The sequence below is a fragment of the Brevundimonas sp. M20 genome, from assembly GCF_006547065.1.
Lineage (GTDB): Bacteria > Pseudomonadota > Alphaproteobacteria > Caulobacterales > Caulobacteraceae > Brevundimonas.
In genome coordinates, this window is sequence record NZ_CP041243.1 from 443,519 (window position 1) to 467,909 (window position 24,391).

18 protein-coding genes and 1 tRNA gene are annotated in these 24,391 nt (G+C 69.0%); 3 read left to right on the forward strand and 16 right to left on the reverse strand.

Annotated features, from left to right (window positions below; genetic code table 11):
• Nucleotides 1-145: 145 nt before the first annotated feature.
• Genes FKQ52_RS02200 through FKQ52_RS02240 form a run of 9 tightly spaced genes read right to left on the reverse strand, consistent with a single transcriptional unit; the run spans nucleotide 146 to nucleotide 11,286 of the window.
• On the reverse strand, nucleotides 146-613 hold the full coding sequence (locus tag FKQ52_RS02200; RefSeq protein WP_168196766.1) for a PaaI family thioesterase: 468 nt from the start codon (nucleotides 611-613) through the stop codon (nucleotides 146-148).
• On the reverse strand, nucleotides 610-1,563 hold the full coding sequence (locus FKQ52_RS02205) for a nitronate monooxygenase family protein (RefSeq protein ID WP_141625671.1): 954 nt from the start codon (nucleotides 1,561-1,563) through the stop codon (nucleotides 610-612). Before FKQ52_RS02205 ends, FKQ52_RS02200 begins: the two co-directional genes overlap by 4 nt.
• The gene (locus FKQ52_RS02210) at nucleotides 1,560-3,278 is read right to left on the reverse strand and encodes a class I adenylate-forming enzyme family protein (protein WP_141625672.1); all 1,719 of its coding nucleotides are present in this window, start codon (nucleotides 3,276-3,278) and stop codon (nucleotides 1,560-1,562) included. The genes FKQ52_RS02205 and FKQ52_RS02210 overlap by 4 nt, the downstream gene beginning before the upstream one ends.
• Nucleotides 3,275-4,765 carry a class I adenylate-forming enzyme family protein gene (locus FKQ52_RS02215; protein WP_141625673.1) on the reverse strand — a complete coding sequence of 497 codons (1,491 nt, stop codon included), beginning with the start codon at nucleotides 4,763-4,765 and terminating at the stop codon, nucleotides 3,275-3,277. Before FKQ52_RS02215 ends, FKQ52_RS02210 begins: the two co-directional genes overlap by 4 nt.
• Entirely contained in the window at nucleotides 4,762-6,003 is a 1,242-nt protein-coding gene (locus FKQ52_RS02220; protein WP_141625674.1) for a thiolase family protein, read from the reverse strand. The genes FKQ52_RS02215 and FKQ52_RS02220 overlap by 4 nt, the downstream gene beginning before the upstream one ends.
• A complete protein-coding gene (locus FKQ52_RS02225; protein WP_141625675.1) occupies nucleotides 6,000-7,682 on the reverse strand; it encodes an aldehyde dehydrogenase family protein in 1,683 nt (560 codons plus the stop codon). Before FKQ52_RS02225 ends, FKQ52_RS02220 begins: the two co-directional genes overlap by 4 nt.
• A 2-nt stretch (nucleotides 7,683-7,684) precedes the next feature.
• The gene (locus tag FKQ52_RS02230) at nucleotides 7,685-8,833 is read right to left on the reverse strand and encodes an acetyl-CoA C-acyltransferase (RefSeq protein ID WP_141625676.1); all 1,149 of its coding nucleotides are present in this window, start codon (nucleotides 8,831-8,833) and stop codon (nucleotides 7,685-7,687) included.
• An 11-nt stretch (nucleotides 8,834-8,844) separates the two neighbouring features.
• Nucleotides 8,845-10,314, reverse strand: a complete 1,470-nt coding sequence (locus tag FKQ52_RS02235) for a carotenoid oxygenase family protein (RefSeq protein WP_141625677.1) — start codon at nucleotides 10,312-10,314, stop codon at nucleotides 8,845-8,847.
• Between the two features lie 57 nt (nucleotides 10,315-10,371).
• Entirely contained in the window at nucleotides 10,372-11,286 is a 915-nt protein-coding gene (locus FKQ52_RS02240; protein WP_141625678.1) for an SDR family NAD(P)-dependent oxidoreductase, read from the reverse strand.
• A 115-nt stretch (nucleotides 11,287-11,401) separates the two neighbouring features.
• Between FKQ52_RS02240 and FKQ52_RS02245 the strand changes: the two genes are divergently transcribed.
• Nucleotides 11,402-13,606, forward strand: coding sequence for a TonB-dependent receptor (locus FKQ52_RS02245; RefSeq protein WP_141625679.1), 2,205 nt, complete (start codon nucleotides 11,402-11,404; stop codon nucleotides 13,604-13,606).
• A gap of 13 nt (nucleotides 13,607-13,619) precedes the next feature.
• Here the strand turns inward: FKQ52_RS02245 and FKQ52_RS02250 are convergent, their stop codons facing one another.
• Entirely contained in the window at nucleotides 13,620-14,576 is a 957-nt protein-coding gene (locus FKQ52_RS02250) for a helix-turn-helix domain-containing protein (RefSeq protein WP_240811714.1), read from the reverse strand.
• Nucleotides 14,577-14,947: 371 nt separating this feature from the next.
• Between FKQ52_RS02250 and FKQ52_RS02255 the strand changes: the two genes are divergently transcribed.
• Nucleotides 14,948-16,747 (forward strand): AMP-binding protein, encoded by a 1,800-nt coding sequence (locus tag FKQ52_RS02255; protein ID WP_240811783.1) that lies wholly within the window; start codon nucleotides 14,948-14,950, stop codon nucleotides 16,745-16,747.
• A 16-nt stretch (nucleotides 16,748-16,763) separates the two neighbouring features.
• Here the strand turns inward: FKQ52_RS02255 and FKQ52_RS02260 are convergent, their stop codons facing one another.
• The 4 genes from FKQ52_RS02260 to FKQ52_RS02275 all read right to left on the reverse strand — a co-directional run bounded on the left by FKQ52_RS02260 (nucleotide 16,764) and on the right by FKQ52_RS02275 (nucleotide 19,302).
• Nucleotides 16,764-17,804, reverse strand: coding sequence for a phosphotransferase family protein (locus FKQ52_RS02260; RefSeq protein ID WP_205750824.1), 1,041 nt, complete (start codon nucleotides 17,802-17,804; stop codon nucleotides 16,764-16,766).
• A gap of 11 nt (nucleotides 17,805-17,815) precedes the next feature.
• Entirely contained in the window at nucleotides 17,816-18,598 is a 783-nt protein-coding gene (locus tag FKQ52_RS02265) for an SDR family NAD(P)-dependent oxidoreductase (RefSeq protein ID WP_141625682.1), read from the reverse strand.
• Nucleotides 18,588-19,037, reverse strand: a complete 450-nt coding sequence (locus FKQ52_RS02270; protein WP_205750826.1) for a MerR family transcriptional regulator — start codon at nucleotides 19,035-19,037, stop codon at nucleotides 18,588-18,590. The genes FKQ52_RS02265 and FKQ52_RS02270 overlap by 11 nt, the downstream gene beginning before the upstream one ends.
• 188 nt (nucleotides 19,038-19,225) lie before the next feature.
• Nucleotides 19,226-19,302, reverse strand: a tRNA-Arg gene (locus FKQ52_RS02275).
• 166 nt (nucleotides 19,303-19,468) lie between these two features.
• Here FKQ52_RS02275 and FKQ52_RS02280 point away from each other — a divergent pair.
• Nucleotides 19,469-21,232, forward strand: coding sequence for a gamma-glutamyltransferase family protein (locus tag FKQ52_RS02280; protein ID WP_141625683.1), 1,764 nt, complete (start codon nucleotides 19,469-19,471; stop codon nucleotides 21,230-21,232).
• 68 nt (nucleotides 21,233-21,300) lie between these two features.
• On the opposite strand, the gene FKQ52_RS02285 is transcribed toward FKQ52_RS02280, so the two are convergent.
• Both FKQ52_RS02285 and FKQ52_RS02290 read right to left on the reverse strand, forming a co-directional pair.
• Nucleotides 21,301-22,182: a lipid A-modifier LpxR family protein gene (locus FKQ52_RS02285; RefSeq protein WP_240811715.1), complete on the reverse strand. Its 882-nt coding sequence runs from the start codon at nucleotides 22,180-22,182 to the stop codon at nucleotides 21,301-21,303.
• Between the two features lie 215 nt (nucleotides 22,183-22,397).
• Nucleotides 22,398-24,281 (reverse strand): ribonucleoside-diphosphate reductase subunit alpha, encoded by a 1,884-nt coding sequence (locus FKQ52_RS02290; protein ID WP_141625684.1) that lies wholly within the window; start codon nucleotides 24,279-24,281, stop codon nucleotides 22,398-22,400.
• Nucleotides 24,282-24,391: the final 110 nt, after the last annotated feature.

Genomic DNA, 24,391 nt, shown 5'->3' on the forward strand with positions numbered 1-24,391 from the left:
GTTAGCGCGACCCGAAGGGCGGCGCGAAGCAACCAAGCTGTCGGGAGCGCCGGCGCTAATCATCGACATCTTGTGTTTCGCCGCCTTCGCGGCACCGCTGGGTCCCGACTTTCGTCGGGATGACGATAGCGGGGAGGGGGTGCGGCTATCGCGCCGCCCGGATCGACACCCCCACCGTCCCTTGCGCGATCACCAGCCCGTCCGCCGTCGAAACCGTCGCCTCGACGACGGCCTTGCGGGCGTCGCGGAAGACGATGCGGCCGACGGTCTCCAGCCGGGCGCAGTCCAGCGGCGCTGCGTTGAGGAAACGCATCGACAGGTCGGTGGTCAGCAGGCTCTGTCCTGGCTCCAGAATGGTCATCACTGCGCTGCCGCCCGCCACGTCCACCAGCGCCGCCGAGACCCCGCCGTGGACCAGCTCCATGAAGTTGGCGTGGCCGGGGTCCAGATCGCAGACGATGCGGACGGACCCTTCATCGAACTCGACCGGCCGGGCGGCCAGGCGCTGGGGGAAGCCGCCGACGCTGTCGGCCCGCTGCGCCCAGCGGCGCAGAAGCTCCAGCCCCGTCGCGGTCGGGTCGAGGTCGAAGTCGACGGGCGCGATGGCGTTCACGCCGCCGCGCCCCGGACCGTCCGTCCTCCGGTCCTCGACTGGAAACGGGCGACGGCGGCGTCGTATTCGCCCGCCAGCCGGTCGACGATGTCGGCGACCGGCTCGACGGCCCGGACGGACTCCAGCCCCTGACCAGCGGCCCAGATGTCGCGCCAACGCTTGGTCGATCCGCCCGAGGTGTAGTTGCGATCCGGGGCGGCGCCGAGGTTGTCGGGGTCCTGACCGGCGGCGATCAGGCTGGGGCGCAGCCAGGACGCCGGGGTGCCGGTGACGGAGGCCGAAACGACCAGATCGTCCGGTCCGGAGTCCACCACCATCTGCTTGTACTCGGGCTGGGCCATGCTCTCGGCCGAGGCCAGGAAGCGGGTGCCCATGTAGACGAAGTCGGCGCCCGCGGCGACCGCGCCCGCCACGCCCGCGCCGTCGCCGACGCCGCCGCCGACCGCGATATAGCCGTCGAAGAAGTCGCGCACCGCCGAGATGAAGGCGAAGGGCGACAGGTGGCCGGTGTGGCCCCCGGCGCCCGCGCTGACGCAGGCCAGACCATCGACGCCGGCCTCAGCGGCCTTCTTCGCCAGCTTCATCGAGACGACGTCGGCGAAGACCAGACCGCCGTAGGACTTCACCGTCTCCATGACCGGCTTGGGCGAGCCCAGCGCCGTGATGACCACGGGCGGCTTGTACTCGGCGATCAGCCGCAGGTCCTCGGGCAGGCGGGTGTTGGTCGAGTGGGTGATCATGTTGGCGATCCACGGGGCGTCGCCCGGCTTCAGCGCGTCGGTGATCGTGCCCATCCATGTGTCGAGGTCCTCGACCGTGCGGCAATTCGGCGTGGGGAAGGCGCCGCCGATCCCCGCCTTGCAGGCGGCGATGACCAGTTCCGGCCCGCTGATCAGGAACATGGGCGCCGCGAACACGGGCAGGCGCAGGGTATCGAAGGGGGAGGTCATGCGGAGGGGGTCTCGTTGGCGACGGACTGGCGAAGCTCCCGTTTCAGGATCTTGCCGACAGGGTTTCGGGGGAGGGCCTCGATGACGTCGAGGCGTTCGATCTGCTTGTAGACGGCGACGTGACGGTCACCGGTCAGGAAGGCGTTGATCTCGGCCATGCTTGCGCTTTGGCCGGGACGGAAAACGACGAAGGCCGAGAGGCGCTCGCCCAGATTGGGATCGGGGGCGCCGACGACGGCGGCCTCGGCGACGGCCGGGTGGGCCATCAGATGGTTCTCGATCTCCTCGGAGGAGATGTTCATGCCGCCGCGGATGATGATGTCCTTCAGGCGGCCGACGAATTTCAGATACTGGAGCCGGTCGCCGGCCAGTTCGAACAGGTCGCCGGTGCGGAACCAGCCGTCGGCGTCGAAGGCGCGTTCGTTGATCTCGGGCGCGCGCCAGTAGCCGGAGAAGATGGTCGCGCCCTTGACCCGCAGCTCGCCCGGCTGACCGGCGGTGGTGATCTCCTCATCGGTCTCGGGATCGACCAGACGGGTGAAAATGCGGTCGTGCAGGACGCAGGCCCATTTGAACCCCTCGCCCAGACGCGGGAACAGGCTGGCGCGGTCGGCGGCTTCGGGCAAATCCTTCAGCGCGGAGGGGAAGGACGCCCCCTCGTTCGAGCCGAAATAGTTGACGATCTGGACGCCGTATTTCTCGTGGAAGCCGCGCACCATCCATTCCGACAGGGGCGCCGAGCCCGAGCCGATGGACTTCAGCCGCCTGAAGTCGATGCCCTCCAGCATGGCCTCATTCTGGAGGAGCAGATTCAGCACGGCGGGCGGGGCGACGGTGTAGTCGATCTTCTCGTCCCGCATCTGCCTGAGCAGGACCTGCAGGTCGAACGGATGGTGCTGGATCAGGGCGCCGCCGAGCAGCAGCCAGCCGATGAAGGCGGTGGAAATGCCGCCCATATTGACCATCGGGAAGGGGTTCAGCAGGCGGGCGCCGGGCTCCAGATCGGCGGCGTCGATGACGCCATGGCCCATGATGAGCCATTCGTTGTGACTGCGCGGCACGCCCTTGGGCTGGGCCTCGGTGCCGGAGGTCCAGCAGATGGTGACGATGTCATCGGCGGTGATGCGCGCATCCTTCGCCGCCTTCTGCGCCGCCTTGTGCAGGGCGGGCGTGACGCCGTCCATGAGGGGCTCAAGGTCCAGACCGCCGTCCGGGCAGGTGGCGCCCAGGACGAAGACGTGGCGCAGGGTCGGGCAGGTCGCCTTCAGCCCGACGATCATCTCGCCGTGCATCTGCTTGCCGATGCGGTCGTTGGTGATGGCGGCGACCGCATCGGTGCGGTCGATGATGTAGGACAGCTCATGCTCGCGGTACTGGACCGGGGCGGGGCTGACGATCACGCCCAGCCGCAGGCAGGCCAGATAGCTGATGGTCAGCTCGGCGATGTTCGGCAGCTGGACCACGACCACGTCGTCCTTGCCGATGCCGTGGGCGGTCAGGACGGCGCAGAGGCGGTCGACGGCGTCGGCGGTCTGACGCCAGGTCAGACGCTCGGCGGTCCCGCCGACGATGTCAGGGGCGTTGAACGGATCGACCAGGGCCTCGGCGTCTGGATGGGCCTTCACATGCTTCAGGAACAGGTCGTCCAGGGTGACGTCGCCCCACCAGCCCCTGGCCTTCATCTCACGGATGCGGTGCTCGGGAATGACGATCATGGGCGGGCCTCCTCGGCGGTGTTGGCGTCGGGATAGAGCAGGCTGCGGACCTCGCCGCGCACGACCTTGCCGACCGGGTTGCGGGGCAGGGCGGGCATGAGGTGCAGGCGTTTGGGGGTACGGACGGGGCCGATGGCGTCGCGGACGAAGGCGCGGATGGCGTCGTCGTCCACGAAACGGGCGTCGACGGCCACGGCGGCCTCCAGACGCTCGCCCCAGACGTCGTCGGGCAGGCCGAAGGCGCAGGCTTCGCGCACGGCGGGGTGGGCGTTCAGCGCCGCCTCGACCTCGCCCGGATAGACGTTGTAGCCGCCGGTGATGATCAGCTCCTTTGAACGACCGATCAGGGTCAGGCGGCCGTCGGCGTCGATGCGGCCGATGTCGCCGGTCTTCAGCCAGCCCTCGTGACGCGAGGCGGCGGTCAGGTCGGGGGCGTCCAGATATTCGGTGCGGGCCAGATCGCCGCCGACCACCACCTCGCCCTCTCCGCGCGGGACGACGTGCCCCTCGCGGGTCAGCAGGCCGACGGGCGTGCCGGGGAAGGGGCGACCGACGCTGGATCGCAGGGCGGGATCGGCGGTCTCGGCGGCGGTCAGGCCGGTGATGGCCATGGGGGCCTCGGTCTGGCCGTAGAGGCTGGAGAGGACGGGGCCGAAGCGGCAGACGGCCTGCGCGACGCGGCCCGGCGACATGGGGGCGGCGGACCAGGTGAGGTGGCGCAAGCGCGGGAAGTCATCGGGGCCGAAGTCCGTCTCGCCCATAAGCAGGGCGATCAGGGTCGGGGGCATGAAGACGACGCTGACCCGATGCTTCAGCTCGGACAGGATGGCGGCGCGGTCGGGTGTGGCCAGCAGGACGTGGGCCCCGCCCGCCGCCAGCCCCGGCAGCACATAGTGGGCCGCGCCGTGGGTCAGGGGGGCGACGGCCAGGTTCACGTCATCGGCGGTGAAGCCGTAAAACTGTCGGAGCGAGCGCAGGGCGGCGGCGCCGCTGGCCTGAGACTGGATCACGCCCTTGGGCACGCCGGTCGAGCCGCCGGTGAATTTCAGGGCGAAGGGCGCGGCGGGGTCGTCGAAGATGGCGGGCGGGGCGACGTCGGGCAGGCTGTCCAGCCAGGCCTCCAGCGGCAGGGGGCGACGCGTGGCACCCAGCACGCCGATAGAGCCTGCGTCGTGCAGGGTCAGCGCCAGCCCGGCGCGACGCTGGAAGTCCCCGTTCAGCCCGGCGCCGTTGCGTGGATTGAGCGGCGTCCAGACCGCATTGGCGCGCAGGATGGCGAGGTAGGCGACGACATGCCGCCAACTGTTCGCCGCGCACAGGCCGATGCGGTCGCCGGGCTGGATCCCGCGGGCCGTCAGGTCGGCGGCGGCGCGCTCGACGAGGGCGATCAGCGCGCCGTGGGTCAGGGTCACGTCGCCGTCGTACAGGGCTGCCCGGTCGGCCTTGGCGGCGGCGTTTTCGTAAAGGGCGCGGATCGGGTGGGTCATGCGGCCCACCGTTCCAGAACGGTGACGACGGTGGCCGCTTCCTCGACGCCGAGGAAGCCGCCGCCGTTCTCGGCCACGGCGATGCGGGCCTGTTCGACCTGACGCGGGCCGGCCTCGTCGCGCAGCTGGGTGGTCAGTTCGAACAGCTGGGCGAGGCCCGTGGCGCCGACCGGATGACCCTTGGCGACGAGGCCGCCGGAGGGGTTCACGGGGGTCCGGCCGCCCAGCGCGAAATCGCCCGTCGCCACCCGGGCGCCGACCGTGCCGGGCTCGGCGAGGCCGAGGTTCTCGATCTGCTGAAGCTCGGCGTAGCTGGTGGCGTCATGGACCTCGACGACGTCGATGTCGGCGGGTCCGATTTCGGCCTGCTCACAGGCCTGTGTCGCGGCCCGGCGGCCGATGTGGTTCGCGAGGTCGTCGGGTGCGCGGACGCCGGCGCTGACCAGAGCGCAGCCCCGGACACGGACGGCGCGCCCGGCGGCGCCCAAGCGCTTCAGGCCTCTGGCCGAGCAGACGATGGCGGCGGCGGCGCCGTCGCTGACCGGGGCGCACATGGCGCGGGTGAAGGGGAAGACGATGGGCTTGTCGGCCAGCACCTGAGAGGCGGTCATGGCGGTGCGATACTGGCTGCGCGGATTGTGCGCGGCTGCGGTGTGGTTCTTGGCGGCCAGCAGGGCGAGGTCGAGCGGGGTCGAGCCGAAGCGGGCCAGGTGGGCGCGGGCCTGGGCCGCGTACAGGTCCATGAACAGGCTGCGCCCATCTGTCGGCGCCTCGCCGCCCATGGCGCGGATGTAGTCCAGAACGGCCTCGCGGTCGTGAATGTCGGTTCCGCCCGCGAAGGCGGCGGCGACCCGGTCGGGGCGGTCGGGGAAGACCATCTTCTCGACGCCGACGACGAGGCCGACATCGCCTGCTCCGGCGCGCAGCCAGTGGATGGCTTGCAGCAGGGCGGTGGAGCCGGAGGCGCAGGCGTTCTCGACATTGACGACGGGGATGCCCGTCAGACCGAGCGGACGCAGGGCGATCTGGCCGCGCACGGTGTTCTGTCCCTCCAGCATCGGCTGCCGGGTGTTGGAGAACCACGCGGCCTCAATGTCAGCGACGGCCGCGCCCGCGTCCGACAGGGCGGCGGTGACGGCCTCGGCGGTCAGCGTCTTGACGCTGTCGCCCGGCCGCTTGCCGAAGGCGGTCATGGAGACTCCGGCGAGGAAGACGTCCTGTGTCGGGGGGGCGCTCATGCCAGCGGCCGCCGTCGCTGGACGATGCGGAAGCGCGAGGCGACGAAGGCCAGATCGGCCAGGCAGGCGTTGCCCGCCGGATTCAGGCCGGTGACGTGATAGTCGCTGTAGGCGGCGGCGAAATTGATCCACATCGCGCCGGTCAGGTTGATCGACAGGTTGGCGCCGGCGGTTTCGTAGGCCGGAATGGCACGGTCGATAAAGGCCTCGTCGGTCGAGTAGAGGTAGGAGCTGATCGAGCCCTTCGTCTTCGCCAACCAGGTCGCCTCCATCACCGCCTCTTCGGCGGGACGGGAGACGAGGAACAGGACAGGGCCGAAGCGTTCCTCCGCATAGATTTCGGGATCGCTGTCGCCCTCGATGGCGATAACCAGCGGGGTCAGGGTGCGGGCGTTCGGGAATTCCGGATGCGGATAGGGCGCGGCCTCGCGCAGGATGCGGGCGCCGGGCGTGGCGACGGCGGCGCGGCGGGCCTCGGCCACGACGTCAAGGCTGACCTGCCCCTGAATGGCGCCCATAACCCCGGCGGCTTGAGCCGGGTCGGCGGCGAGGGCGTCGATCTGGTCCACGATGGCCGTGGACATCGTCTCGAACAGGTCCGGCGCGATGTAGATGACCTGGGGGCTGGTGCACATCTGGGCCGAGAACAGGCTGGACGAGCGGGCGATGGCGCGAGCCACGGGGTCCACGTCCGTCACGCTGTCGATGACGACGGTGTTCACGCCCGCCGTCTCGGTGAACAGCAGCTTGCCCGTCACTGTCCGCTCCAGATGGCCACCGTATCGGGGGCTGCCGGTGAAGTCGATGATCTGGACGTCCGGGTGATCGACGAACCGGCCCGCGACGGGCGCCGCCAACGTATCGACCGCCAGCGTCACGAGGTTCGGGTCGAAGCCGAAATCAGCCAGCACCTGACGGCAGGTCTCGACCCCGATGGCCATGGGCAGGATGGCGATGGGGTGCGGCTTCACGATCACCGGATTGCCGGTGGCGAGGCTGGCGAAGATGGCAGGCCAGGCGTTCCAGGTCGGGAAGGAGGCGCAGCAGATCACCAGCCCGACGCCGCGCGGAACCAGCGTGTAGGTCTTCTTCAGGGCGACCTGATCGGCGCCGAAGGGGCGGTGGTAGTCGGCCTCCGGCGTGACATCGCGCATGGCCTTGGCGGCGTAGGCGAGGGCCTCGACGCCGCGATCCAGCGCATTGGGGCCGGAGCCGCTGAAAGCCTGTACATAGCTTTGACCCGCCACATGCATGACGGCGTGGGCCATCTCGAAATTGCGGTCGTAGAGGCGCCGGGCCATCTCAAGGCAGAGGGCGAGGCGCAGTTCCGGATCGGCGTCCCGCCAGCCGGTCATGGCCTGTACGGCGGCGGCGGCGAGGGCGTCCGGATCGCTGACCGGATATCGGATGCCGAGCGGCTGTTGCGTGAAGGGGGAGACTTCTTCCCCCACCGTCTCGCCGGTCGCGCCGGGCTGGTTCAGGTCAAAGGTGGTGTTCAGCCGCGCCTCGAAGGCGGCCTTGCCCGCCCCCGGCTTGTCCGGGCCGTGGATCCTGGTCGAGGGCGAGTCGCTGAACGGACTCCACGCCTTGCGGGTGCGGACGGCCTCGATGGCGGCGTCCAGCGTCGCGGCATGGCGCGCGATCAGGTCTGCATGACGATCAGGCGAGGCCCCGTCCATGGTCAGCCGATCCGTTCGACGATCATGGCGGCGCCGACGCCCTGCGCTCCCGCGGCGACGACCAGACCATATCGGCCTTCGGCGGCGTCGAGCGCGTCGAGCAGGGTCGACAGCAGGATGGCGCCGGTCGCGCCCATCGGGTGTCCCTTGGCCAGATGGCCGCCGCCGACATTGACCTTGTCGGCGTCCACGTCCCGCTCGCGCAGGAATTTCACGATGGTGACGGCGAAGGCCTCCATGAACTCGATCCGGTCCATGTCGGACAGGCTGAGCCCGGCCTTGGCGAGCGCGCGGTCCATGGCGGTGAATCCGGCGGTCAGCGAAGCCTCGGGATCGCCACCGGCCTCGGCATAGGCGACGATCTTCGCGCGGGCGCCGTCGGCGGCGGCGCTGACCAGAGCCAGTCCGGCGCCGTCGCACATGGGCGGAGCGTGGGCGACGGTGTGGCGGTGGTCGATCTTCCGGCCGTTCAACGCCTCGGCGTACTGCTCGCCCAGCGGCGCGAAGGCGGCGGGCATGGCCGCGAGGCTTTCGGCGGTGGTCGAGGCGCGCGCGGGTTCCTCGGTGTTCAGGCCGTTCAGCGGGATGCGCGACTTCGTCAGGGCCGTGCCCTCGGCGGCGGCGGTGCGTTGCTGCGAGCGCAGGGCCGCATCGTCCATCTCCTGACGGGTGACGCCGATGTCCTCGGCCAGACGGTCGGCGGCGACCACGACCGGGATGTAGCGGGTGCGCGGCGGGAAGCTGGCGTCCTCATAGTAGTCGGCCTTGTCGCCCATGAAGGGCACGCGGCTCATCATCTCGACCCCGCCCGCAAGCGCGGTTTTCGCATCCCCGGCGGCGATCATGTTGGCCGCCTGTCCGATCGCGGTCAGGCCCGAGACGCAGTAGTTGTTCAGGCTGAAGGCGTAAGCCTCGTCCGGCAATCCGGCGTGCATCTTGGTGACGAGGGCGACATTGGCTCCCTGCGCGCCGACCTGCCCCACCGCGCCGAGGATCAGGGCGCCCACCTTGTGGGCGGCGCCGTCGTTTCGCTGGTCCAGTGCGTCGATCAGGCCGGAGACCAGTTCGTGTGGCTTGAGCGCGGCGAGGCCGCCGTCCGGGCGGGCCTTGGCGCGGGGCGTGCGGACGGCGTCGACGATGTAAGCGGTCATACTTTTGTCCTTCAGGCGACGATCTGGTCGCCGGGCGCCCATGTGCCGTGGAAGCCGGCGGGGACGCGGGCGGGCAGGGGGATGCGGGCGACGGGGCCGGCCTCAAAGTCCTTGGCCGCGATGACCTGGACCTCGGACTGGCCGGTGGCCTCGTCGGTGGTGAAGACGATGACGTAGCCGTCGTCCTCATCGACCGCGCCGATGCGGGGGGCGAAGGCGGGCTCGGAGCCGCCGACGCCGAGGGCGAAGTCATGCGTCTTCGCCGCGCCGGTATTGAGGTCATACTTGATCAGGCCCGAGAAGCGCTGAAGCTCCTGCGGGGCCATGGCGACGTGATAGGACCAGTTGGCCTTGCGGCCGGTGTAGTCGAGATTGACGACCGGGAACTCGCCGACGCGGTCGTCGAGCTGGCGCTTCTTCACCTGGCCGGTGACCATGTTCATCCGCCACTCGACCGGCACGGCGTTCAGGGCCAGCACGTTCACCATCGAGGCATAGGGGCCGTAAGCCGGGTTTGGCGGGAAGCCGTTCGGCGTCATCATGCAGGCGGTCATGACCACCTCGTCGCCGTCCTCCCAGCAGTTGGCGACGTGATAGATGTAGCAGGTGTCGGTCTCGAACCAGCGGACCTGATCGCCTGTCCCGGTCTTCGGCACGACGCCGAAGCGAGCGGGCTGGTCGGCGACCTTGATCTGCCACATCGCGTTGCGCAGCCCGGCGTCGGTGAATACCACGGGCAGGTCGTGCAGGATGATGTAGTTCTCGGTCAGCCCCATGTCGTGCGGCAGGCGCGGTCCGGGCAGATCGACCTTCTGGAAATTCGTCAGCTGATTGTCGGCGCTGACGACGCCGAAGCTCATCCACGGCTCGTAGAGCGAATAGTCGAAGAAGCAGAACTCGCCCGTCTTCGGATCGACCTTGCCGTGGGCCGAGACGTGGCGCGGCAGGGCGCCGCCGAAGGTCTCGTTGCCGATGGTTTCCAGCGTGCGGGCGTTCACCCGCACCGGCTTGCCCGAGATGTACCACAGGGCCATCAGCGAACCGTTGTGGAAGACCAGATCGGTGTTGGCGGTGTCCTTGTAGACGAGGTCGCCGCGACCCGAGGCCGGGTTGCTCCGGGCCGAGGGGGCCAGGACGCCGCCCGCCTGGATAGCGAAGCCGGCCTGTTCGGCGCGATAGTCGTCCGTGCCGACGTAGCGGTTGCGGTACTCGGCCTTGCCGTTCTCGAAGTGGATGGCGTGAACCATGCCGTCGCCGTCGAACCAGTGGTGCAGGCCCGCGGGAGCCTGGGCCGGGTTTGGGCCGTTGCGGACGAAGGCGCCGTACAGATCCTTCGGAAGCTCGCCGATGACGGGCAGGTCGAGCGCCGTCGTCTCCTTCGCCACGGGCTCATAGAGGCCCTGCAGATAGGGGTTCATCTCGTTCAAAGGGGTCAGTTCGCCGGTCTCGATCCGGCGCGACGCGGCGGCGTCATCGGCCATGGTGCGGCTCCTTGGGTCTTGAATTGCAATCTGCCGAAATCGGTCCATCTCTGCAAGTTACTGCAGTCGAACAGCGGTCGCGGGGCGGGCTTTCAGGAAGGCTTCGAAAGCCTGATTCCCGTCCGTCGGCAGGGTCCAGTCCTCCAGTGACATCAACGGCCCCATGGCGGCGGTGAGGTCGTCCGGGGACACCTCGCCGGGCGGCTGGAACTGGACGCCGGGGCCCTCGATCCGCACCGCGCGACGCACCTTTCCGGCGCCCGCGACGAGGGTTTCGCCGTTCAGCGGACAGGCCTCGCTCATCAGCCAGCTGACGACGGGAGCGACGTATTCGGGCGGCATGGCCGAGCCGACCTCGTCGGTGACATAGGCCTCGGTCATCCCGGTCAGGGCGTAGGGGGCGACGGCGTTGGCGTGGACGCCCTTTGCGGCCCCTTCCAGCGCGATCACCCGCATCAGACCGATCAGCGCGGCCTTGGACGACGAATAGGCCGCCATGCCGTGGACCCCGTGCAGGCCCGCCGCCGACGTGGTGATGACGATCCGCCCGGCGCCCTGATCGCGCATGCGCCGGTAGATCGGCAGGGTGGCGCTGACGGTGCCGAAATAGTTGATGTCGAAGACCGCGCGCAGCTCGGCCAGCGTCTGCTTGTGCAGGCTCTTCGCCTCGGGCGCGCCGGCGTTGTTCACCAGCCCGTCGATGCGGCCAAAGGCGGTCAGGGCGGCGTCCAGCAGGCGGTCGCCCGCGTCGTCCTGCTCCACCGCCAGCGGGCAGGCGACGGCCTCGCCGCCCATCTCCCGGATGCGCTCGACCACAGCCTCGGCCGAGGCCGGCTGGCCCGACGCGCGGGGACGGGTGTTGACCACCACCTTCGCGCCCCTGGACGCCAGATCCAGCGCATAGGCCAACCCCAGACCACGCCCCGCGCCCGTGACCACGATGACCCGATCTTTCAATGACCGTTGTTCCATCGGCTTCTCCCTACTTGCGTAAAAAGACTTGCAAACTTGGTCCATTGGCGCAAGTTACTATTCCTGTCGAGCTTCCGATCAACGAGAAGCCGCTGCCCTGGGGAGGGAAACGCCAATGAAATCAGTCCACGCCACCACTGCGTCCGTCGTCGCCCTGCTGATGGGCGCCGCGCTGGCCACGCCCGCGCTCGCGCAACAGGCCCCGCAGGATGAACCCGGCGCCACCGCGCTGGAGGATGTGGTCGTGACCGCGCAGCGGCGCGAGCAGAGCCTGCAGGAGGTGCCGATCGCCATCACCGCCTTCGACGCCGAGACGCTGGAGCGCACGGCGGCGACGGGTATCTCGGACATCGCGGCCAAGGCGCCGGGCGTGACCCTGACGCAGTTCAACATCGGCGAGCCGCAGCTCTACATCCGGGGTGTCGGCACCTCGAGCGACTCGGCGGCCAGCGACCCCTCCATCGGCTTCTCGATTGATGAAGTGTCCATCGGCCGGTCGGGCGCCAGCGCCCTGTCCTTCCTCGACATCGAGCGGGTGGAGATCCTGCGCGGGCCGCAGGGGACGCTGTACGGCCGCAACGCCTCGGGCGGGGCGCTGAATATCTACACGCGCAAGCCGGTGTTCGATAACACGGGCAATATCACCGCCCGCATCGGCAGCTTTGATGAGTACGGGCTGGAAGGCGTGATCAACCGGCAGGTCGGCGACGACGCCGCCATCCGGTTCGCCGCCCGCTACACCACCAATGACGGCTATGCCGAAAGCCTGCCCAGCGGCGACGGTCTGGAAGGCGGCACGTCCTGGGGCGCGCGCCTGTCGTTCCGTCGTGACGCGGGCGACTGGAGCTTCCTGTTCAGCGGCGACTATTCGCAGGACGACATGGACGGCCACGCGCGGATTCCGGTGACGGCGTCCGGCACGGCCCCGGCCTTCGTGACCCTGATCAACACCCTGCGCGCCGGTCTGGATGTGCGGCAGAGCTTCTCATCGCCGGACAATTTCCAGGAGCGGACCAACTACGGCCTGACCGCCCGGATCGAGCACTCGGGCGAGGGGTTCGACTTCGTCTCCCTGACGTCGTTCCGCGACAACGACTACAGCTGGCGCGATAATCTGGGCGGCCTGCCCTTCCCGGCCTTCCCTCTGGAAGTCGATGACCGCGCGAGCGAGGACGCCAAGCAGTTCAGTCAGGAGTTCCGTCTGGTGTCCAAGCCGGACTCGGCGATCAACTGGGTCGCCGGCGTCTATGCCTTCCAGGAAGAGATCGAGCGTACCGAGCGCTTCATCGTGCGCGCGGCCCTGCCGATCGCGCCGCCGTCGTTCGGTGGCGACACCACCTTCTTCCAGGAGGCGACCAACCGCAGCTTCGCGGTCTTCGGTCAGGCCAACATCCCGTTCGCGAACATCTGGGAGCTGACGCTGGGCGCCCGCTGGACGCATGACTATCGCGAGATCCATCAGGTCGCGATCGACAACGACGGTGGCGCCAATCCGCCGGTCGGCATTCCGCTGGGGCCGACGGGCTCGCCCTACAATGTGCGGGGCGACGAAAGCTTCTCGGAGCCGAGCTGGAAGATCGCGCTGGCGGTCGAGCCGATCGACAACGTCCGCTTCTATGCAAGCTATGACCGCGGCTACAAGGCGGGGTCCTTCCCGTCGACGGCGCAGTCGGGCGCGCAGGCGCTGATGCCGTTGGCGTCGGAGCTGCTGGACAACTACGAACTGGGCGTGAAGTCGACCCTGTTCGGGCGCTGGCGCTTCAACGCGGCCGCCTTCAAGCTCGAGTATCAGGACCTGCAGGTCTACGAACTACTGGGTCTGGCGCTGGTCACCTCCAATGCGCAGGCCGAGGTCGAGGGCTTCGAGATCGAGACCGCGCTGGCGATCACGAACAACATCACCATCGGCGGATCGTACACCAGCCTTGACGCGCAGTTCACCTCGAACGCCATCTCGGGCGCGCTGGTCCTGCCTTACGACGGCAATACCCTGCCGCGTTCGCCGGACAGCCAGTACACCCTGTATGTCGACAGCGAGTGGGACGTGGCCGGCGGCGTTCTGGCGGCGCGCGCCGACTACCAGTGGACCGACGACTTCTACTTCGACCCGTCGAACAATCCGGAAGTTCTGTCGCCCGCGCACGAACTCGTCAGCGCCTTCGTGTCGTGGGAAGCGCCCTCGGGCCTGAAGGTCTCGCTGTACGGGAAGAACCTGACGGACACCGAGTATCAGACCCACATCATCAAGAATGTGGGCGTCGGCTTCAGCGTCTTCGGCGCGCCGCGGTCGTTCGGCCTGGCCGTCACGCAGAGCTTCTGACGAATAAAGAGGATCAGGCGGCGCCGGTGGTTTCCGGCGCCGTCGCCTCGACCTCCCAGCGGATGTTTCGCGGGTCCAGCAAGCGGCCGGTCTTGAGGTCGCAGACGACCGGATGAATCGCCTCTCCGGTGCGGGTGTCGACCAGTTTCAGCGGCGGCCCGTCCGGGCACAGCCAGCGTTCGGCCCAACCGTGCATGGCCATGATCATCGGGAACAGGTCCAGTCCGGCCTGCGTCAGCCGGTACTCGAAGCGCGGCGGCGCATTCTGGTAGAGCCGCTTTTCGAGCACGCCGTGCAGCACCATCCGGTTCAGACGGTCGGCCAGGATGTTGGTCGCCACGCCCAACGCCTCGTGGAACTCATCGAACCGGCGCAGTCGGAAGAAGGCGGCGGCCAGCACCGCCCAACTCCAGTAGTCGCCCATGATGTCGGTCGAGCGGTCGATGATCGCCCGGTCCGTCTCGATCGGCTGGGTGCGGCGACGGCGGGAGGTCGGCGGCGCGATCGGCGTCAGACCCTCGCCCGCCTCGCCCCGGACATAGCGGGGATCGACCGGATGGCCGCGCTCATGATCGAAGATGGCGGGGGTGACGGCCTCGCCGGTGTGGCGATCATAGAAGGCGAGGGCGTAGCGTTCCTGCAGCGGGGAACGCGCCCATTTGCGTTCCCACTGACCCTGCATGACCGCGACCCCGAACATGTCGAGACCCATCTCGGTCAACCGGTATTCCATCCGGGTCGGGGACTCCTTCGCCGGGCGCTGCTCCAGCAGCCCCGAGGCGACCAGACGGTTCAGCCGGTCCGTCAGCACGCTGCGCGGCATGCCCAGTCGGTCGCGCCACTGGGAGAAACGGCGCGCCCCGTAGAAGGCTTCACGCAGGATGAGTTGCGTCCACGCATCCCCTGTCACCGCGAACGCGCGCGCGACGGGATTGCCCATGATCAGATCGCGGGTGGAGATGTGGTCCACGAGCCCTCGTTTCAGTCCTGCCCCGGACTGTTCTGGCATAAATTGCACTGTGCCGGGAGCCGCCGTGCATAGCGGCGCTCTCCCTGTCTGGGCTGCGTTTTGCTGCGCCGCAAGACACAATTGGGAAGCCCCCGCCATTGGGGGGATGGCGGGGGCTCGACGGTCACGCGGTCAGGCTGCGGGGGGGAACGTCGCCGACCGCTGAACGTGCTGATCAAACGTGGGGTCGCGCCGGGTCCGTCGCAACGGACCGGACTTTTTCGTCGCACCCTCTCCGAGGCGATAAATCCTGTTTTGCAAGTCAGTCGTCAGGGGTAGGGTGATCCCCAGATCCGGACAACCGGACGGTACGGGAGAGTGGCGTGCGGGATATGGTCGAGGACTTTCATCAGGCCCCCTGTCGGCCCATACGCTTCGGCGATGTCGGGCTGGAGATCGAGCGGCGCGACGACGGAACCCTGATCCTGTCGGCAAAGGCGCCGCTGGAGCCGTATGAGCAGAATCTGATGCGCCGCTTCTGGGCGCTGGGCGAGACGCAGGGCGACAAGACCTGGATCGCGGAGAGAGACGGCGACGGCTGGAAACGCCTGACCTATGGCGCGGCCCGACGTGACGTCTCGGCGGTGGCGAATTGGCTCAGGGCGCGGGGCGTCCCGGCCAGCCGGTCGATCCTCGTCCTGTCGGGCAATACACCGACCCATGCGCTGTGGATGTTCGGGGCCATGGCGGCGGGCGTGCCGATCTGCTCGGTCAGTGTGAACTACTCGCTGCTCAGCACGGACTTCGAGCGGCTGCGTCATGTGGTCGATCTGGTGCGTCCGGCCGTGATCTTCGCCGAGACCGCGGAATTCGCCCGCGCGGCGAAGGCTATCGCGCCTGCTGACGCGGTGATCGTCAGCGCCGAGGCGGATGCCTTCCCGGCTGGGACCGTTGCGATGTCAGGGGTGCTGTCGGAACCGGACGTGGACGGGATCGGGCAGGCGGTCGAGGCGCTCGATCCGACCGCGCCCGCCCGCTACCTGCTGACCTCCGGCTCGACTGGACGACCCAAGGCCGTGATCCACACCCAGGCCATGATGACCGGCAACACGGCCAGCGGCGCGCAGGCCATGGGCGACGCCTTCGACTGGGGCGGGACCATGCTGGACTGGCTGCCGTGGAGTCATATCGCGGGCTCGTCCCTGCTGACCAACATCACCTGGCTGGGCGGGACGCTGCATATCGATGACGGTCGTCCGACCGCGACCGGCTTCGCCGCCACCCTGCGCAATCTGAAGGAGGTGCCGGTCCGCTTCTACGGCACCATGCCCAGCGGCTACGCCATGCTGGCCGACGCGCTGGAGGCGGATGAGGAGCTGCGCCGGACCTTCTTCAGCGAACTGCGCGTCATGCTGTTCGGCGGGGCGGGCCTGCCGCAGCCTTTGCACGATCGGCTGCAACGGCTGGCGGTGGCGACGACGGGTCAGCGGTTCATGTTCGTGTCCGGCTATGGTTCGACGGAGACGGGCTCCGCCATCAGCTACACCTGGTGGGAAAGCACACGGGTGGGGATCGGGCTGCCGGTGCCGGGCGCGGCGCTGAAGCTGGTCCCGGCGGACGGCGCCTATGAGGTGCGGGTCAAGGCGGCCAGCGTAACGCCCGGCTATCACGGCGATGAGGCGCGGACGCGGGAGGCGTTCGACGAGGAGGGCTTCCTCCGGATGGACGACCTCGCCGACTTCCACGATCCGGATGAACCGCTGCTGGGTCTGTTTTTCGCCGGGCGTCGGGTGGAGCAGTTCAAGCTGGCCAACGGCACCTTCGTCGCGGCGGGGCGTCTGCGCACCGACCTGCTGGAGGCCCTGCCGGGGATGTTCCGGGACGTGGTCATCTGCGGCGAGGGACAGGCGGATTTGCGGGTTCTGGCCTGGGCCGACCCGGAGGCCGCGCGTCGGTTGGGCGATTGGGCGGCGGTGCAGGCCGCCGTGGCCGAGGGCCTGCGCCGCTACAACGCGACCCACACCGGCCAGAGCGAGCGGCTGGCGGGACTGCTGTTCCTCGAAACGCCGCCGGACGTCGAGGGGCATGAGGTGTCGGACAAGGGCTCGATCAACCGCGCCATGGTCCTGCGCCGCCGGGCCGGGGATGTGGCGCGGCTGTATGCGGGCGGCGAGGGCGTGATCCTGCCCTGAGCGCGGGGGAGAGGGCTCAGGCCCCCGCCCTGACCGCCTGCGCCCACGCCAGCCGGGCCAGTTCCGGGAACTCGTCCGCGCGCTTGCGGGCCTTGGGCGAGACGGCGTTGCCTCGGATCACCCGGCCGCGGATGCCGTGGATGATGGCGGCGAAGCGGAACATGTTGAACGCCACGAAGACGTCGAGGTCGGGCAGGTCGCCACGCCCGGTCCGCTCCGCATAGGCGGCGACATAGTCGGTCTCCGCCGGGATGCCGAGCGCCTGAAGATCACGGCCCGCCAGACCGCCCAGATGCGTCGGCATCCGGTACATCATCAGATGGTAGGCGAAGTCGGCCAGCGGATGGCCGAGGGTCGACAGCTCCCAGTCGATGACCGCCGCCACCTGGGGTTGATCCGGGCGCAGGATCAGGTTGTCGATGCGGAAGTCGCCGTGGATGATCGCGGTCTCATCCGGCAGTTCGCGGGCTGCCAGCCAGTCGGCCAGCCGGTCCATGTTGTCGTCGCGCCCGGCGTCGGCGTCCTCGCGATACTGGCGGGTCCAAAGGGCGGTCTGGCGCTGGACGAAGCCGCCGCGACGGCCGTAGTCGGACAGGCCCAGCGCATCAATGTCGAGGCTGTGCAGCCGCGCCAATGTCGCGTTCATGCCGTCGAAGGTCGCGGCGCGCTCGCCCGGATCGGCGATGTCGGTGGTCGGATCCCAGACGATCCGGCCCTCCACATGGGCCATCAGATAGAAGGCCGTGCCGATCACCCCGGGGTCCTCGCAGACGCCGAGGATGCGGGGGACGGGGAAGCCCGCCTCGCCCAGCGCGCCCATGACCCGCGCCTCACGCAGCACGTCGTGAGCCCCCTTCAGCAACGGCCCCGGCGGCTTGCGGCGCAGGACGAAGCTGTGCTCGCCGACGGTGACGCCATAGGTCGGATTGGACTGGCCGCCCGAGAACTGGGTGATCGTCAGCGGGCCGGGCGGGACGTCCATCCGCGCCCGCATCCACGCCTCCAGCGCCGCCGCGTCCAGCTCGAACCCGGCGCGCACGCCTGCATCTTCACTCACGGGAACATCACTCAAAGAGATTGGCCGTCGTCGATGACGAAGACCCCGCCGGTGATCGGCGCGGCGTCGTCGGAGCCCAGCAGGATCAGGGTCGGGTCCAGCCCGTCGCCCGGCATCAGGCGGCGGCGGGGGAAGCCCCTGATCTGCTTCTCGCCGCCGGGGCTGGAGAACCAGTCGGAATTCATCTCCGTCTCCAGATAGCCGGGGCAGACGGCGTTGACGTTGATCCCCTCGCGCGCCCATTCGCGCGCCAGTCCCTTGGCCAGCGACACGACCGCCGCCTTGGAGGCGCAGTAGCCGACGAGGCCCGGCAGCTGCAGCCGGGCGCCGATGGAGGCGATCAGGACGACGCGGCCGCGTCCGGCTTCCGCTGCGCCGTTCGCCCTGAACACCCGGGCCGCCTCGCGCGCGGTCAGGAAGGCGCCGCGCACATTGACGGTGAACATCTGGTCGAACTCGGCCACCGGCGCGTCGAGCGCGAGGCCCGGCAGGCCGATCCCGGCATTGGCGTAGACGGTGTGCAGCGGGCCCAGCGCCTGTTCGGCGGCGGCGATGCCGGCGATGACGCCGGCCTCGTCCACGACGTCCATCGCGACGGCGAAGGCTTCGCCGCCGTCGGCCCGGATCGCCTCGACGAGGCTGGCCAGACGGTCGGTGCGGCGGGCGGCGACGGTGACCTTCGCGCCTTCGCGCGCGGCGACGCGGGCCAGATGCTCGCCGATCCCGGACGAGGCGCCGGTGATCAGGATGTGGCGCCCCTCAAGGCGTCCGGACTGTTTGCCGTCAGCGGGCATGACGCAGCCTCGCCGAACGGTCCACGGTCGCCACCGAGGCGGGAGACGTGCCGGCGCCCAGCCCTTCCAGCCCGTCGGCTTCCAGCTCGACCAGGGCGGTGCGGAGGTCCTGGATGCGGGCGGCGGCGGCGGCGATCTCGGCGTCCAGGAAGCGGGCCACGCCATCGCCGCCGTCGGTGGCGGTCAGGGCGGCGTGGATATCCGGCGTCGGCATGCCCAGACGGCGCAGGCGGGCGATCAGGGCCGCTCGCTCGCGCTGGTCCACGTCATAGCAGCGCGCGCCCGAGGGACGCCGCCCGGCGGTCAGCAGGCCGATGTCCTCATAGTGCCGCAGCGCCCGCAGGGTGGTGCCCGTGCGCGCCGCCAGCTCGCGGATGCTGATCGCCGGCCGATGCGCCGGACTGGTGGGGGCCCTGTGGTGCAACGGTACGACCGTCATCATTTCCTCCGTCACTTGCGTAACCGAACCTGCCGTTATCAGTCCGTCTTTGCAAGTGACTTGGGCGCGCGATCTCGCATCTTTCGCGCGGGCGATCGCCGGACGCGCGGAAGCGACCCTGCGGCGCGGGCGAGGACACCAGATTTTCAGGGAAGGCCCAATCTTCCGGTTTCGGAAGACGGAGAGAATGGCGCACCCGGAGCGATTCGAACGCCCGACCCTCAGATTCGTAGTCTGATGCTCTATCCAGCTGAGCTACGGGTGCGGCTGCCTCTCGGCGAGGGCGGGTCTCTACCCCACGTGCGGCGGGGGGGCAAGACCCGATGCCATGCTTTTCTGCACGAAATCCACGAGTCCCGCTTCAAGGGGTTTCGTCGCCCCCCGGGAAGCGGCAGGGTGTTTCCCCTCCCCAAGCCTCCCCAGAGCCTGAAATGCGTCAGAGTCCCTTCCGTCCCTTCCGCACGTTGGCGGCGACCGCCGCGCTTTTCGGGATGGCGGTGGCGGGCTGTACGGGCGGGACGGGGGCGTCACCCGCCACTTCCACCCCCATTCCGGCGCAGGCCGAGGCTCCGCCCGCGCGCGGCCCGTTCGTGGCCGCCGCCAATCCGCTGGCGGTCGAGGCGGGGATGCGGGTGCTGCGCGACGGCGGTTCGGCCGTGGATGCGGCCGTGGCCGTGCAGGCGGTGCTGGGGCTGGTGGAGCCGCAATCGTCCGGTCTGGGCGGCGGCGCCTTCATGATGGTCTATGACGCCGCCTCGGGCGAGGTGACCAGCTATGACGGCCGCGAGACGGCGCCCGCCGCCGCCACGCCGGAACTCTTCTATGAAGACGGTCGCCCGCTGGACTTCGTGTCGGCGGTGCTCAGCGGCCGCTCGACCGGCGCGCCGGGCGCGGTGGCCATGCTGGCCGAGGCGCAGAAGGCGCACGGCCGCCTGCCCTGGAGCGCCCTGTTCAGCGACGCCGAGCGACTGGCGACCGACGGCTTCGTGGTCAGTCCGCGTCTGGCCGGGATGATTTCCGGGCAGGCGCCGCAGGCTCGCACGCGCTGGGCGACAGCCTATTTCACCAGGCCGGACGGCACGCGCTATGTCGCCGGAGACGTGCTGAAAAACCCCGCCTACGCCCGCACGGTCGCCGAACTGGCCGCGCAGGGGGCGGAGGTCTTCTACCACGGTCACATCGCCCGCGAGATCGCCGAAACGGTTGCGCAGGAGCCGCGTCCGGGCGCCCTGACCGCCGCCGACATCGGCGCCTATCAGCCGCTCGAGCGGGGCGCCCTGTGCCGCCCGTACCGGATCTATGTGGTCTGCGTGCCGCCTCCGCCTTCGTCCGGCGTAGCCGTGCTTCAGCTGTTGGCCATGGCCGAGCAAACGCCGGACATCTCGCGGGGACCGGACAGCGTCGCGGCCTGGACCGCCTTCGCCCAGCTGCAACGGCTGATGTACGCTGATCGCGATCGCTACGTCGGCGATCCGGCCTTCGTCGGCGTGCCGGTGCAGGGCCTGCTGGACCCGAGCTATGCCGCGTCGCGCGCGGCGCTCGCGCCCGGCCTGACCGGCGCGGCCCAGCCGGGCACGCCTCCGGGCGGCGTGATGCCGGGACCGGACGCCACGCATGAGCCGTCGGGCACGACCCACATGGTCATCGTCGACGCCGCCGGGAACGCCGTCAGCATGACAACGACGGTGGAAAGCATCTTCGGCTCGGGCCGGATGGTCGGGGGCTTCTTCCTGAACAACCAGCTGACCGACTTCTCCTTCGCCCCGACGCGGGCGGACGGCGGACCGGCGGCCAATGCGGTGGCGGCGGGCAAGCGACCGCGCTCGTCCATGTCGCCGATCATCGTGCTGGACCGTCAGGGGCGGCTGGTGGGCGCCTTCGGGTCGCCGGGCGGCCCTTCGATCCTCGCCTATAACACCAAGGCCCTGATCGGGGTGCTGGACTGGAACATGCCGGTGCAGTCGGCCTTCGCCCTGCCCAATCTGGTGGCGCGTGGGGCCGGCTTCGGCGCGGATACGGACCGCTTCAGCCCCGCCTTGCGCGAGGGGCTGGCGGCCAACGGCATCACCCTGCGTCCCAACGCCAGCGAGAACTCGGGCTTGCACGGCGGCATATGGCGTCAGCGCGCGGACGGACAATGGGGCTGGGACGGCGGCGCGGACGACCGCCGCGAGGGCGTGGCGCGGACGGAGTAGGAAACAGTGGTCAGGCAGCAGGCAGCAGGGTTGATCAGACGGCTGCCTGATCCCTGCTCACTGCTGCCTCATTCCGGCTTGATGCTGATCTGGAAGGCGATCATGCCTTCGTCGACCTTGGCGTCGATGTCCTGGTCGAGGCGCAGGCCCCGGCTCTCGATCTCGCGATACACCAGACCGATCGAACCCTGAACGGGGCCCCGGCGGATGGCCACGCCGATAGAGGCGTCGCCCATGAAATCGCCGGCGTCGTGGCTGACGCCGGACCGTGCATAGTCTCCGTCGCGGGTGCGGGCGAAATTATAGCCTACCGCCCGGCCCGAGCCGGCGATGTAGAGATACCAGCGCTGACGCTCGCCGAAGGCTTCCTGTCCCTCGGGCACCAGGGCCTCCAGATCGTCGCCGATGTCGCGGCCGATGCGCAGGGTGGCGCCGGCCTCGGTCGAGCCGCCCCGGCTGCCGACGCCCACGCCGATGTGCGGGGTCAGGGTGACGCTCAGCCCCGAAGGGGTGCGCCCCAGATTCTCGGTCCAGCCGCGGGTGTAGCTGACCTCATAGTGTTCGGCGTCGAAGGCGGCGACGTCCAGCGGTCCGGGCGGCAGCGGCGCGCCGTCGATCCGACGGATGCGGCCCTCGGTGCGCAGGCGCAGACGATCATTGTAGGCCCCGCCCTCGAACCAGACATCCCGGTTGCTGACCGCCCACGAGTTCGCACGGTCCTGCGGATCGTAGGCGTCGGCGTTGGGCGTGTCCTCGAAATCCACCGCTTCGGCGAAGCGGGCGTCACGGTCCATCCGGGTGAGCAGATCCGAGACGGTGGCCGGGCGCTCGCGGGTCACGGTCCACGGGTCAGGCATCGCGACCTGGCCTGAACGCTCTTCGCCCGCGACGGCGGAAGCCGCACAGGACCCGAACACCAGAACTCCGGCCAAGATCGCCGTACCACGCATCAACGGTCCCCTCAGTCCGTTAACAGATTCAACCCTGCACCAACGGGGCTGGTCCGCCAACAGACATTTTCACGACACTTCCTTGCCCTGATTACGATCCATCGGGGCTTCGGGTTCCGTATGGCCAAGCTGGGAGCAGGGCCTTGCGCCGCGCGCAAACGAAAGGGGCGGAAGCCGAAGCCTCCGCCCCTCGCGATGTCAGATCAGGCGACGCCCTACTGGCAGGCCAGGCACTCGTCGTAGTCTGTGCGGGCCGCCGAGAAGAGGTCGGGCTGGTTCGGATCGACCTCGGCCTCGGCTTTGTCTTCCGAACCGGCGAAGGCGGCCCGCTGCACCGACTTGGAGCGCAGGTAGTAGAGCGACTTCACGCCGGTCTCCCACGCGCGCCAGTGCAGCATGTGCAGGTCCCACTTATCCACGTCGCCGGGGATGAACAGGTTGATCGACTGGGCCTGGCAGATTTCCGGGGCGCGGTCGGCGGACAGTTCGACGACCCAGCGCTGGTCCAGTTCGAAGGCGGTCTTGAAGATGCCCTTCTCGTCCTCGGTCAGCTGATCGAGGTGCTGGACCGAACCCTCGTGCTCGAGGATCGAGTTCCACACCGCCTCGGTGTCGAGGCCCTTCTCGGCCAGCAGCTTCTTCAGATAGGGGTTCTTCACCGCGAAGGAGCCTGACAGGGTCTTGTGGGTGTAGATGTTGGCCGGGATCGGCTCGATACCCGCCGAGGTGCCGCCGCAGATGATCGAGATCGAGGCGGTCGGGGCGATGGCCATCTTGTGGCTGAAGCGCTCCATCACGCCCATCTCGGCGGCGTCCTCGCACGGGCCCTTCTCCTCGGCCAGCAGACGGCTGGCCTTGTCGGCCTCGCGACGCAGATGCTTGAACAGGCGCATGTTCCACGACTTGGCCATCGCGCTTTCGAAGGCCACGCCCTGCGATTGCAGGAAGGAATGGAAGCCCATCAGGCCCAGACCGACCGAACGTTCGCGCTTGGCCGAATAGACGGCGGCGGCCATGGCGGGCGGGGCGCGGCGGATGAAGTCTTCCAGGACATTGTCGAGGAAGCGCATCACGTCCTCGATGAATTTCGGCTCCTCGCGCCATTCCAGGAAGGTCTCGGCGTTGACCGACGACAGGCAGCAGACCGCGGTGCGGTCGACGCCCAGGTGGTCGCGGCCGGTGTGCAGCATGATCTCGGCGCACAGGTTCGACTGCTTGACCTTCAGGCCCAGCGCCTTCTGGTGCGGCGCCAGCTGACGGTTCACCGTGTCGGAGAAGATCAGATAGGGCTCGCCGGTCTGCATGCGGATCTCGAGGATCTTCTGCCACAGGTTCCGGGCGTCCACGGTCTTCATGACCTCGCCGTTCTTGGGCGAGAGCAGATCGAAGGTCTTGCCGTCGCGCACCGCTTCCATGAAGGCGTCGGTGATCGAGATGCCGTGGTGCAGGTTCAGGGACTTGCGGTTGAAGTCGCCCGACGGTTTGCGGATTTCGAGGAACTCCTCGATCTCCGGGTGGTGGATGTCCAGATAGACGGCGGCCGAGCCGCGACGCAGCGAACCCTGCGAGATCGCCAGCGTCAGCGAATCCATCACGCGGATGAAGGGGATGATGCCCGAGGTCTGGCCCGCGCCCTTGACCTTCTCGCCGATGGAGCGGACGCCGCCCCAGTAGGTGCCGATGCCGCCGCCGTTCGAGGCCAGGGCGACGTTCTCGTTCCAAACGTTCTGGATGCCGTCCAGCGAGTCGCCGACCGCGTTCAGGAAGCAGGAGATCGGCAGGCCGCGATCCGCGCCGCCGTTCGACAGCACCGGGGTGGCCGGCATGAACCACAGCTTCGACATATAGTCGTAGATGCGCTGGGCGTGTTCCGCGTCGTCCGAGAAGGCGGTCGAGACGCGGGCGAACATGTCCTGGTAGCTCTCACCGGCCAGCAGGTAGCGGTCCTCGAGGGTCTTCTTGCCGAAGTCCGTGAGCAGATCATCCCGCGAACGGTCAATCTGGATCGAGGGGACGAGCGACAGATGGGGGCGAGCCTCGCCCTCTGCGCCCGCAACCGTCTGGAATTCCACCGTCTTCAACGCTTCGCCGCCAGCCATTTGATCGCCGCCCTGAACAAAAAATCTTCGAGGTATCCCCGCGCTCTCAACCACAAGACCTAGTGGGTGAAGCGCGCCCCGAGCCAACATATGGGGCGCAGATGGCTAAC